Consider the following 13979-nt stretch of genomic DNA (forward strand, 5'->3'; position numbering starts at 1 on the left):
AGCGGATGTATCGCACCGGTGACCTGGTGGCGTGGAACGCGGCCGGTGAGCTGGAGTATTTGGGCCGCACTGACTTCCAGGTGAAGTTGCGTGGTCTGCGCATCGAACTCGGCGAGATCGAAGCCGCGCTGACCGGGCTCGACGAGATCGCCCAGTCGGTCGTGGTGGTCCGCTCCGATGACCGCCTCGGCGATCAGCTGGTCGGCTACCTGGTGGCCACGGCCGGGCAGAGCATCGATATCGAAGGCGTGCGCACGCAGCTCGGTGGCGAACTGCCCGCGTACATGGTGCCGACGGCGTTCGTCGTGCTGGAGGAGTTCCCGCTCAATGCCTCCGGCAAGCTCGACCGTAAGGCGCTGCCCGCGCCGGTGTTCGAGGCCAAGGCCTTCCGCGCACCGTCCACCCCGATCGAGGAGATCGTCGCCGGTACCTTCGCCGACGTGCTCGGCGTGGCCAGGATCGGCCTCGACGACGACTTCTTCACTCTCGGCGGCAACTCGCTGCTGGCCACCCAGGTCACCGCACGACTCGGTGCGGCCCTCGACACCCAGCTGGCCGTGCGTGACCTGTTCGAGGCGTCCACAGTGGCGGCGCTGGCCGGTCGAGTCGAGCGCAACGCCGGTTCCGGGCGGGCCCGGCCCGAGCTGACGGCAGGGGAGCGGCCGGAGCGGATTCCGCTCTCGCCCGCGCAGCAGCGGTACTGGTTCCTCAACCAGTTCGACACCGCCACCTCCGCGGTGGACAACATTCCGCTGGCGGTCCGGCTGTCGGGTCGCCTGGATGTCGGTGCGCTCGAACATGCCATCGGCGACGTCTTCACCCGTCACGAGGTGCTGCGCACGATCTACCCGCGCTCGGCCGACGGCCCGCACCAGGTGATCGGTTCCGTCGAGCGGTCCGCGCCGCATCTGACGGTGATCGCGGTGCCCGAATCCGAGCTGGTCGCCAAGGTCATCGAATTCGCCATGACCACCTTCGACGTCACCGTCGAGGTGCCGTTGGCGGTGGCGTTGTTCCGCATCGTCGCCGATGACACCGGCGCCGCGACCGACGATCACGTGCTGGCCTTCACCGTGCACCACGTCGCGGCCGACGGCTCGTCCATGGGCCCGCTGGCCCGCGACGTGATGGCCGCCTATGTGGCCAGGGCCAACGGTGACGCCCCGCAGTGGGCGCCGCTGCCGGTGCAGTACGCCGATTACGCGCTGTGGCAGCGTGCGGTACTCGGCGACGAGGACGATCCGGAATCCTTGGCCGCCAAGCAGGTCGGCTACTGGAAGTCCGCACTCGCCGACCTGCCGGATCAGCTGGAACTGCCCGCCGACCGGCCGCGCCCGCCCGCGCAGTCGTTCCACGGCAAAGCCATCCGGTTCGAGATCGATCCGCAGCGCCACGCCCGCCTGCACGAACTGGCCCGCGCCAACAACGCCTCGCTGTTCATGGTGGTGCACGCGGCGCTCGCGGTACTGCTGTCGCGCCTGTCGGGCACCGATGACATCGCCGTCGGCACCCCGATCGCCGGACGTGGTGAACGCGAACTCGACGACCTGATCGGCATGTTCGTCAACACCCTGGTCTTCCGCACGTCGGTGACGCCCGGCGACCGGTTCGCCGACCTGCTCGCCGATGTCAAGGAACGCGACCTCGAGGCGTTCGCCAACGCCGACGTGCCGTTCGAGCGTCTGGTCGAGGTACTCAACCCGGTCCGCTCGACCGCGCGCAACCCGCTGTTCCAGGTAGGCCTGTCGTTCCAGAACCTGGCCGAGACCACCTTCCAACTGCCCGGTTTGTCGGTGAGCGCGGTCAACTTCGATTCGCAGCTGGCCAAGACCGACCTGCACGTCACCCTGTACGACCGCTACGCCGACGATGGCACCCCGGCCGAAATCATCACCGAATTCGGTTACGCCATCGACCTGTTCGACGAGGCGACGGTTCAGGGCTTCGCCGACCGGTTCCTGCGGGTGCTGGATGCGGTGGTCGAGGACGCGACCGTCCCGGTGGGCGAGATTGATCTGCTGGCTCCGGCGGAGACCGAGCGCATCCTCACCGAGTGGAACGACACGGCGCATTCGGTCGACGCGTCGGCCACGCTGGTGTCGCTGCTCGACGCGACCGTGGCCGCGACGCCCGACGCTGTGGCGTTGGTCGCCGACGAGCCGTCGGCGACTCGCGAGGCCCACCCGTCGCCCGACCGCCACCCCTCATCGACTCGCTTCGTGAGGCTGTCGTATGCCGAGCTGGACGAGCGGGTCAACCGTCTGGCCCGCTACCTGATCGGGCGCGGTGTCGGACCGGAGGACCGGGTGGCGCTGGCCATCCGCCGCAGCGCCGACCTGGTGATCGCCATGTACGCCGTCGCCAAGGCCGGTGCGGCCTACGTGCCGATCGACCCCGATCAGCCGGCCGAGCGCACCGACTACATCCTCACCACCGCGGCACCGGTCTGCGTGCTGACCACCGCGCGCGACGATTTCCATGCCGTGGCCGATGTCGTCCAGATCGACGAGCTCGACCTGTCCGGCGTCGCCGCCGGTCCGGTGGCCGCCGACGAGCGGCGCGGTGAGCTGACGCCGACCAACACCGCCTACGTCATCTTCACCTCGGGTTCGACCGGCCAACCCAAGGGTGTGGCCGTGCCGCATCGGGCGATCGTCAACCAGTTGCTGTGGGAGACGGCCGAATTCGCGCTCGGCGCCGACGATGCCGTGCTGTTGAAGACGGCCGCGACCTTCGACCTGTCGGTGTGGGAGTTCTGGACGGCCGCCGTCTGCGGTGGACGTCTGGTGATCGCCACCGCCGACGGCCATCGCGATCCGTCGTATCTCAACGAGCTGATGCGCGATACGGCCGTCACCACGCTGCACGTGGTGCCGTCGATGCTGGACGCGCTGCTGACGGAGGCCGGTGGGCAGCTGCCCGCATCGCTGCGCCGAGTGCTGGCCATCGGTGAAGCGTTGCCCGCCGCGACCGCACAGCGGTTCCTCGCAGGCAGCGACACCGAACTGTTCAACCTCTACGGCCCGACCGAGGCGGCGGTGTCGATCACCAGCCACCGCGTCACCGTGGCCGACCAGCCGTCCGTGCCGATCGGTGCGCCGGAATGGAACAGCCGGGTATACGTCCTCGATGCGCGGCTGCGGCCGGTGCCGGTCGGTGTGTCCGGTGAGCTGTACCTGGCCGGTACGCAGCTGGCCCGCGGCTACTTCGGCCGCGCCGACCTGACCGCTGACCGGTTCGTTGCCGATCCCTTCGGCAGCGGCGAGCGTATGTACCGCACCGGTGACCTCGTGGCCTGGAACGGCGACGGGGAACTGGAATACCGGGGCCGCACCGACTTCCAGGTGAAGATCCGCGGCTTCCGGATCGAGCTCGGCGAGATCGAAGCCGCGCTGCTGCGGCAGTCGAGCGTGAGCGCCGCCGCGGTACTCGCGCACACCGACCCCAATATCGGTGACCGGCTCGTCGCGTACGTGGTGCCCACCGACGGCGCGATCGAGCAGCGTGCGTTGACGGCGGCGCTGGCGGCGGAACTCCCGTCGTACATGGTGCCCTCGGTGGTCGTCGAACTCGACGCGCTGCCGCTGAACGCCAACGGCAAGCTGGACCGTAAGGCGTTGCCGGAGCCCACCTTCGAGAAGGCGGTGTTCCGGGCGCCGGTCACGCCGATCGAGCAGATCGTGGCGAACGTGTTCGCCGATGTGCTCCGGGTCGCCGATCGTCCGGACTCCGAGACCAAGCGACTCGGCCTCGACGACGACTTCTTCGCCTGGGGCGGTAACTCGCTGCTGGCCACCCAGGTGGCGGCCAGGCTCGGCGAGGCGCTCGACACCCGGGTGCCGGTGCGCCTGTTGTTCGAGGCGTCCACCGTCGCCGCACTCGCGGTACGGGTGGAGCAGCACGCCGAGGCGGGCGGGCGCAAGGCGCTCACCGCGGGCCAACGGCCGCAGGAGATTCCGCTGTCGCTGGCCCAGCAGCGGATGTGGTTCCTCAACCGCTTCGACACCTCGTCGGCCGCCTACAACGTGCCCATCGCGGTCCGGTTGACCGGCGACCTGGATGTGGCAGCGCTGCGTGCGGCGATCGCGGACCTGGTCACCAGGCACGAGATCCTGCGCACGGTCTACCCGCAGCACGAGGACGGCCCGGTGCAGGTGATCCTGCCCCCGGCGCGGGCGATTCCGCGCCTGGATGTGCGGGTGGTCGCGCCGGACGAGATCGAAGCCGCCGTGGTGGCGCTGACCTCGACCATCTTCGACGTCACCACCGAGGTGCCGATGAAGCTGGCGCTGTTCCAGATCGCGAACGAGACCGGTTCGGCGGACAACGAGTACGTGCTCGCGATGGTCGTGCACCACATCTCCGGCGACGGCTCCTCGGTCGGCCCGCTGACCAGGGATCTGATGACCGCCTACGCGGCCCGCTCGGGCGGCGAGGCGCCGGGCTGGGCGCCGCTGGCGGTGCAGTACGCCGACTACAGCGTCTGGCAGCGTGAGCTGCTCGGTGATGAGAACGACCCGCGCTCGCTGGCCGCCAAGCAGGTCGCCTACTGGGCCGACGCGCTGGCCGATCTGCCCGACCAGCTGGATCTGCCGTCGGACCGTCCGCGTCCGGCCGTGCAGACCTTCGCCGGAGGCAAGGTCGAACTGCATATCGACGCCGACACCCACCGCGCACTGATCGAACTGGCGCGGGCCGAGGGCGCGACGCTGTTCATGGTCGTGCACACCGCGCTCGCGGTGCTCCTGTCGCGGCTGTCGGGTACCGACGACATCGCCATCGGTACCCCGATGGCCGGTCGCGGCGAGGCCGTGCTGGACGACCTGATCGGCATGTTCGTCAATACGCTGGTGTTCCGCACTCGCGTGGAGCCCGGTGAACCGTTCACCGAACTGCTCACCCGCCAGCGCGACACCGACATCCAGGCGTTCGCCAACGCCGATGTGCCGTTCGAGCGCCTGGTCGAGGTGCTCAACCCGGTGCGTTCGACCGCGCGGCATCCGCTGTTCCAGGTGGGTCTGTCCTTCCAGAACCTGGCGCAGGCGAGCCTGGAACTGCCGGGGCTCGCGGTATCGGGTCTCGATATCGACACCCAGCTCTCCCAGTTCGACCTGCACCTGATCGCGACCGACCGTTACGGCGATGCGGGTGAGCCCACGGGCATCACCGGCTTCTTCACCTACGCGACCGATCTGTTCGATCACGGCACGGTGCAGGGCTTCGTCGGCCGGTTCGCCCGGTTGCTCGGCGAGATCGTCGCCGCGCCGCGCACCGCTGTCGGCGATATCGAACTGCTCGACAGCACCGAGCGGACCCGGCTGCTGGCCGGCCGCAACGCCACCGACCATCACGTCGACGCCGCGGCCACGCTGGTCTCGCTGCTCGACGCCACAGTCGCAGCGCTACCGAAGTCGGTCGCGCTGGTCACCGACGACGGCACCCAGCTGACCTACGGTGAACTCGATGCCCGCGTGAACCGCCTTGCCCGGCACCTGATCTCGCTCGGGGTCGGCCCCGAGGCGCGGGTGGCGCTGGCGCTGCGGCGTTCGGTGGATCTGGTGGTCGCAATGTACGCGGTGACCAAATCCGGTGGTGCCTATGTGCCGCTGGATCCGGATCAGCCCGCCGAGCGGACCGGCTACATCCTGGAGACGGCCGCGCCGGTGTGCGTGCTGACCAACGACGACGCCGAATTCGATTCGGATGCGGCGCCGGTCATCTCGCTGGACGAGCTGGATCTGTCCGCAGTGAGCGACGCACCGGTCACCGACACCGACCGGGTGGCGCCGCTGCTGCCGCAGCACACCGCCTACGTCATCTTCACCTCCGGTTCGACCGGTCGCCCGAAGGGTGTCTCGGTGCCGCATGCGGCGATCGCGAACCAGTTGCGGTACAAGATCGCCGAATTCGCGCTGGACGCGGCCGACGCGGTGCTGCTGAAGACCGCGGCGACGTTCGACCTGTCGGTGTGGGAGTTCTGGTCGGCGGCGGTCTGTGGTGGCCGGTTGGTCATCGCCTCGCCCGACGGCCATCGCGACCCCGCGTATCTGAACGAGCTGATGGCGCGCGAATGGGTGACCACTCTGCACGTGGTGCCGTCCATGCTCGATGCGCTGTTGACCGGTGAGTTGCCGGATTCGCTGTGGCGCGTGCTTGCCATCGGTGAGGCACTGCCGGGCACCCTGGCCCAGCGGTTCCGCGCCGAGCATCCGCGCATCGAACTGTTCAACCTGTACGGCCCGACCGAGGCCGCGGTCTCGATCACCACCCATCGGGTCGGCGCGGCCGACATCACCTCGGTGCCGATCGGTGTGCCGCAGTGGAACAGCCAGGTCTACGTGCTCGACGCACGTCTGAACCCGGTGCCCGACGGCGTCGCGGGTGAGCTGTACCTGGCGGGCGCGCAGCTGGCGCGTGGCTACTTCGGCCGGGCGGACCTGTCCGCGGATCGGTTCGTGGCCAACCCGTTCGGGACCGGCGAGCGCATGTACCGCACCGGTGACCTCGTGGCCTGGAACGGTGCAGGCGAGCTGGAGTACCGGGGCCGCACCGACTTCCAGGTGAAGATCCGTGGTTTCCGGATCGAGCTCGGCGAGATCGAGTCGGCGCTGCTGGCGATGCCGGAGATCGCGCAGACCGCGGTGCTGGCGAAGTCGGATGCGCGCACGGGTGATCGTCTGGTGGCGTACCTGGTGCCGTCCGCCGGTACCGCCGCGCGCGTGGACGAAGCCGGGATGGAGCGGCAGAATGCCGCTCTCGATGTGGCGCGGGTGAAGTCGGCGCTGTCGGCTGCCCTGCCGTCGTACATGGTGCCGTCGGCGTTCGTGGTGCTGGATGCGCTGCCGCTGAACGTGAACGGCAAGCTCGACCGCAAGGCCCTGCCGGAGCCGGAGTTCGAGGTGCAGGAGTTCCGCGCACCGTCGACTCCGATCGAAGAGATCGTGGCGAATGTGTTCGCCGAGGTCCTCGGGGCCGAGCGGGTCGGTGCCGACGACGACTTCTTCGCGCTCGGCGGTAACTCGCTGCTTGCCACCCAAGTCGCCGCCCGGCTCGGTGCGGCGCTGGACGCTCGCGTGCCGGTGCGTGCGTTGTTCGAGGCCTCGACCGTCGCCGGTCTCGCGGTGAAGGTCGAACAGCATGCCGGTGCCGGTGGGCGGCGCGCGCTGGTCGCGGGTCCGCGTCCGGAGCAGGTGCCGTTGTCGCTGGCGCAGCAGCGGATGTGGTTCCTCAACCAGTTCGACACCGCCTCGGCCGTCAACAACATCCCGGTCGCGGTGCGGCTGACCGGTGACCTCGATATCGCCGCGCTGCAACTGGCCGTCGCCGACGTCGTCGGCAGGCACGAGACCCTGCGCACCGTCTACCCCGAGCAGGGTGGCGCCGCGCATCAGGTGATCCTGCCCGCCGATCAGGCGGTGCCGGATCTGACGCCGGTCACCGTCGGTGCCGAGGAACTGCGCGAACGGATCGTCGAGGTCATCTCCGCCGGCTTCGACGTCACGGTGGAAGTGCCGTTGCGCGCTGAGCTGTTCCAGGTCGATGCGGGCGAGTATGTGCTGGTGTTCGTTGCGCACCACATCAGTTCCGACGGCTGGTCCATGGGACCGCTCACCCGCGACGTCATGGTGGCCTACGCCTCCCGCGCGGGCGGCGTCGAGCCGGGCTGGGCGCCACTGCCGGTGCAGTACGCGGACTTCAGCGTCTGGCAGCGCGAGGTGCTCGGCTCGGAAGCGGATCCGGAGAGCCTGATCAGCAAGCAGGCCGACTACTGGCGCGCCGCGCTGGCCGGTCTGCCCGACGAGCTGAACCTGCCCGCCGACCGCACCCGGCCGACGACCCAGTCGTTCGCCGGTGGCCGCGTGGTGTTCCCGATCGAGGCCGACCTGCACCGCAGGCTCACCGAGGTCGCCCGCGCACAGAACGCGACGATGTTCATGGTCGTGCACACGGCGCTCGCGGTGTTCCTGGCGCGGATGTCGGGTACCGACGACATCGCCATCGGCACCCCGATCGCAGGCCGTGGCGAAGCCGAACTCGATGACGTCATCGGCATGTTCGTCAATACGCTGGTGCTGCGCTCGCATGTGCGCGGTGAACTCACCTTCGGTGATCTGCTCGCCGCGACCAAGGACGCCGATCTCCAGGCCTTCGCCCATGCGGACCTGCCGTTCGAGCGGCTGGTGGAACTGCTCAATCCGGAGCGTTCGACGGCGCGGCACCCGCTGTTCCAGGTGGCGCTGTCGTTCGAGAACCTGCCGGAGAACAGCTTCGAACTGCCCGGACTGCACGTCGGCGCCGTCGATTTCGACGTCGACACCGCCAAGTTCGATCTGTCGCTGACCATCCGCGAAGCAACGGGCGACGATGGCGCTGGCATGTACGCCGAATTCTCCTTCGCGCGTGATCTGTTCGACGAGCCAACCGTCGCGGTGTTCGCGCAGCGCTTCACCAGGCTGCTCGAGGCGATCACCATCGCACCACAGCAGCCGGTGGGTGACCTGCCGCTCCTCGACGATGCCGAATACCAGCTGCTGACACACGTGCACGGCGAAGACGTGATGGCCACCGGTCTGCTGCCGGATCTGCTCAACCGGGGCGTCACCCTGAACCCGGATCAGATCGCGGTGCGCTACCAGGGCCGCTCCATCACCTACCGGGAACTCGACGAGTACTCCTCGCGGCTCGCGCGGGTGCTCATCGATCGCGGGGTCGGGCCGGAGCGCATCGTCGCGTTGTCGTTCCCGCGCTCCTACGAGATGGTTGCCGCGTTCTGGGCAGTGGCCAAGGCCGGCGGCGCGCATGTGCCGATCGACCCGACGTATCCGGAAGACCGGATGCGCCACATGGTCAACGACTCCGGAGCCGTTCTCGGCCTTACCTCCGACGAGTACCTGGACCGGCTGCCGCGCGAGGTGGAATGGCTGCGCCTGGACGATCCGGCCACCGTCGACCTGATCGCTGCGCAGGCGGCTGATCCGGTCACCGACGCCGACCGGATCAGCCCACTGGCCATGCGCCATCCGTCCTACGTCATCTACACCTCCGGCTCGACCGGTCTGCCCAAGGGCGTCATGGTCACCCACGCCGGTATCGGTGGGTTGGCCGATGTGGCAACGGATCTGTACCACCTGGAATCGCATCACCGGTTCCTGCACATCTGCTCGCCGAGCTTCGACCCGTCGGTGCTGGAGTGGGTGTGTGCGGGCTACACCGGCGCGACGCTGGTCATCGTGCCGTCCACCATCATCGGTGGCCCGGACCTGGCCGAGCTGCTGCGCACCGAACGCGTGACCCACACGATCATCACGCCCGCGGTGCTCGGCACGGTCGATCCCGAGGGCATGGAAGCGCTCGAGGTCGCCTCCGTCGGTGGTGACGTCACCACCGAGGAACTGCTGGCCAAGTGGGAGCCGGGCCGTAAGTACTTCAATGCCTATGGTCCGACCGAGACGACCATCATCTCCTCCTACGCGCGCCTGAATCCGGGTCGCCACATCACCATCGGCCGCCCGGTGCACGGTATGACCGCGCTGGTGCTCGACGCGCGGATGAACCCGGTGCCGCCGGGTGTCGCGGGTGAGCTGTACCTGGCCGGTGGCGCGCTGGCGCGCGGCTACCACAACCGGCCCGACCTCACCGCGGACCGGTTCGTCGCCAACCCGTGGAGCACAGAGGGCGCGCGCATGTACCGGACCGGTGACGTGGTGCGCTGGTACGCCGAACCCGAGCAGCGTGCGGGCAATGCCGCAGTCGGTGTCATCGACTGGGAGCTGGACTATGTCGGTCGCTCGGACTTCCAGGTGAAGATCCGCGGCTTCCGTGTCGAGCTCGGCGAGATCGATACCGCGCTCGCCAAGCATCCCGACGTCGAATTCGCGATCACCCTCGGCCGCGAGACCGACGCAGGCGCGACGATCCTGGTGTCGTACGTGCTTGCCGTGCCTGGTCACCAGATCGACACCGAGCGGCTCACCGAGTTCGTCTCGCGCGGCCTGCCACCGCATATGGTGCCGAGCGCGATCGTGGTGCTGGACGAGATCCCGCTGACCCCCGTCGGCAAGCTCGACCGCAAGGCCCTGCCGGAACCGCAGCTCGCGCCGCGCGAATTCCGGGCACCGGTCACCGAGATCGAGGCGATCATCGCCGAGGTGTTCGCCGAGGTGCTCGGCGTCGACCAGATCGGTGTGGATGATTCGTTCTTCGCCCTCGGCGGCGACAGCATCCTGTCGATCCAGCTGGTGTCGCGGGCAAAGGCGCGCGGTGTGGTGTTCACTCCGCGTGATGTGTTCGAGCGGCGGAGTGTGGCCTCGCTGGCCGAGGTCGCCACGCTCGGCGCGGCGCCCGGCCAGATCCGCCTGGAAGAACTGCCCGGTGGTGGTGTCGGCGAGATCCCGCTGACGCCGATCATGGCGCAGATCCTCGCGGGCGGCTCGTCCTACGACCGGTTCTCGCAGTCCATGGCATTGCGGCTGCCCGAGGGCATCGACCGCGACACCCTGGTCGCCACCATCACGGCGGTCTTCGATCACCACGATGTGCTGCGTTCACGGTTGCGTCGCGACGGGCAGTCGTGGACGTTCGAGGCCCTGGAACGTGGTGCGGTCGACATCGACGCGCTGGTGCATCGGGTCGAGGCGTCGGCGGACATCACCGAAGCCGAGCTGACCGAGCTGGCGACCGCCGAATTCGATGCCGCCCTCGGGCGACTCGATCCGGCCGAGGCCGCCATGGCGCAGTTCGTCTGGTTCGCCTTCGACGGCGATCGGCGCGACGTGCTGCTCATCGTCGCCCACCACTTCGTGGTCGACGGTGTGTCCTGGCGCATCCTGATTCCGGACTTCGCGGTAGCGTGGTCGCAGCTCGCCGCCGGTCAGTCGGTGACGCTGCCCACCAACGGCACGTCGATGCGTCGCTGGGCGCACAGCCTGGTCGATGCCGCAGCCGACGCCGAGCGCGTCGGGGAGCTGCCGTTCTGGCAGCAGGTCGCGGCCACACCCGATCCGCAGCTGGGGACGCGGGCGTTCGATCCGGAGGTCGACACCTTCGCCACGGTCGAGCGGGTCGAGGTGACGTTGTCGGCCGAGGTCACCGACGCCGTACTCACCGCGGTGCCCAGCCTGTACCGGGGCGGTGTGAATGACGGTCTGCTGTCGGCGCTGGCCATGGCGGTCGCGCGGTGGCGCGGTGACGAACACGGTTCGGCGCTGATCAAGCTCGAGGGCCACGGTCGTGAGGAAGAGGTCGTGCCGGGTGCGGATCTGTCGCGCACGGTCGGCTGGTTCACCGCGGCCTACCCGGTGCGGCTCGAGCTCGGCGGTGCCGATCTCGATGACGCCTTCGCCGGCGGCGCCGCGCTCGGCGCGATTGTGAAGTCGGTCAAGGAACAGCTGCTCGGCGTGCCGGACAAGGGCCTCGGCTACGGCATGCTGCGTTACCTGAACGACGAGACCGGCGCACAGCTCGACGGTGGTTCGACCGGCCAGATCAGCTTCAACTACCTGGGTCGGATGTCGGCCGGTGAGATCCCCGAGGAACTCACCGAACTCGGCTGGGTGCCGGTGGCCGATCTCGGACAGCTCGATGTCGAGATGGATCGGGATATGCCCGCCAACGCGGTGCTCGATATCAACGCCATCGTCACCGACGGTGCGGACGGACCAGAACTGGGGGCATCGTTCGCGTTCCCGTCCGGGCTGCTGAGCCAGGAGCGGGTGCGCGAGTTCGCCGACCTCTGGGTCGCCGCACTCGAAGCACTGGCCGCGCACGCCCGACGTCCGGAAGCCGGTGGTTTCACACCGTCGGATATGGCACTGGTGCGCGTCGGCCAGACCGACCTCGAGCAATGGGAGCGCGAGTTCCCGGCGCTGTCGGAGGTGTGGCCGCTGTCGCCATTGCAGTCGGGTCTGCTGTTCCACGCGCTGATGACGCAGGCCACCGTCGACGTCTACACCATGCAGGCCGTGGTGGATCTCGGTGGCAGCCTGGACGTTTCCCGTCTGCGGGCGGCGGCGCAGGGCATCATCGACCGCTATCCGAACCTGCGGACCGCCTTCGTCACCGACTCGTCGGGGCAGGCGGTGCAGGTGGTGCTCGATCGGGTCGAGGCGCCCTGGACCGAGGTGGATCTGCGGGAGCTGCCAGAGGCCGAGCGCCTCGGTGAGCTGCAACGCCGGATCGCGGCCGATCAGGCCACGCACTTCGATATGTCGGTGCCGCCGCTGATGCGGTTCACCCTGTTCCGCACCGGCGAGACGCAGTGGCATCTGGCGATCACCACCCACCACATCCTGCTCGACGGCTGGTCCATGCCGCTGCTCATGCGGGACCTGCTGGTGCTGTACGCGGTCCGCGCCGATCAGACCGCGCTACCGCGGGTGGCCTCCTACCGCAACTTCCTCGGCTGGCTGGCCGGACGCGACCGCGAGGAATCGCTGCGGGCCTGGGCGCGGGCGCTCGACGGTGTCGGCGAACCGACCCAGCTGGCACCGCAGCCGCGTGGCGCCGAGCAGTACGAGATCGGCAAGCTGATCACCCAGATCGACGCCGACCGCACCCGCAAGCTCACCAAGCATGCCGCCGAACTCGGCGTCACGGTGAACACGCTGGTGCAGGCCGCATGGGGCATCCTGCTCGGCAGGCTCACCGGCCGCGGCGACGTGGTGTTCGGTGCGACCGTGTCGGGCCGGCCCGCGGAGCTGCCCGGCGTGGAGTCGATGGTTGGTCTGTTCATCAACACGCTGCCTGTGCGGGTGCGGATCGATGATCGGCAGAGCGTCGGCGAGCTGCTGGAGGGCCTGCAGCATGAGCAGGCCGATCTGCTCGACCACCACTATGTCGGGTTGACCGATATCCAGCGGGTGGCCGGACCGGCTTCGCAGTTCGACACGCTGCTGGTGTTCGAGTCGTATCCGATGGACAAGGAAGCCATTTCGGCGGCCAGTTCCATCGACGGCATGTCGGTGACCGGTGTCGGCGTCAACGACGCCACGCACTACCCGCTGACACTGCTGGTGACGGCCGAATCGACGATCGAACTGACGCTGAAGTATCTGAGCAGCCGGTTCACCGCCGACGAGGTCGAGGTGCTCTCGACCAGGTTGCAGCGTGTGCTCGACACGCTGGTCGGTGATCCGGCCAAGCCGGTCGGCGATATCGACATCCTCGATGCCGGTGAACGGGCACGCCTGCTCGCCGACTCGGGGATCGCGACCGCGACCGCGACACCGGAGCCGGTCGGCCGCGTCGGCGCCCGGACCATCGCCAAGGTGCTCGCCGAGGTGGTCGAGGAAGATCCGCAGGCGCCCGCACTGCTCGCCGGTGCCGAGGAAATCGCCTTCCAGGTGCTGGACCGCCGGTCCTCGCAGCTGGCGCGGCTGCTCATCGCACGCGAGGTCGGCCCGGGTGACGTCGTCGCCGTGACGGTGCCGCGTTCGGTGGATTCGGTGGTGGCGGCCTGGGCCGTTCAGAAGGCAGGCGCCGCCCTGCTCTTCGCCGCGGGCCTGAACTCCGACGAGATCACCACCGCTGGAGCCGCTTTCGTCATCGGTGCGCACACCAGCGGCCTGTCCGGCATCGACCCCTCGGATTCCGAGATCGCCGCCGAACTCGCCGCCGCACCGGGCCACCCGGTCTCCTACGCCGACCGGGCCCGCCCGCTCGGCGAAGACCATCCGGCCCTCGTCTTCCTCGCCGACGGCACCCCGAACGTCCTGACCCACACCCAGGCCCTCGACCGTGCCGAACACCTGCGCGAGGTGAACGAGATCGACTACGAATCGGCCACGTTCACCACGGCCGGTGCGGGACGAGCCGCTGCGGACGAGTTCCTCACCTCCGCTACGGCAGGCGCCCTCTCGGTCCTCCCGACCGGCGCGGACCCCGCGGACGACATCGCCGACGGTGAAGTCACCCACTGGTTCGCCGCCGCGGGTGACGCAGTCGACGGTGCCGGCGAGGCGCGGGTGGTGAGCGAAGGTTAG

1 protein-coding gene is annotated in these 13979 nt (G+C 69.0%); it reads left to right on the forward strand.

From position 1 onward, the window contains the following. A partial coding sequence (locus tag GV792_RS22700) for a non-ribosomal peptide synthetase (protein ID WP_163826316.1) occupies positions 1-13979 on the forward strand: 13979 nt, incomplete at its 5' end.

This window comes from Nocardia cyriacigeorgica (assembly GCF_010868145.1).
In the GTDB taxonomy this organism is placed as follows: domain Bacteria; phylum Actinomycetota; class Actinomycetes; order Mycobacteriales; family Mycobacteriaceae; genus Nocardia; species Nocardia cyriacigeorgica_D.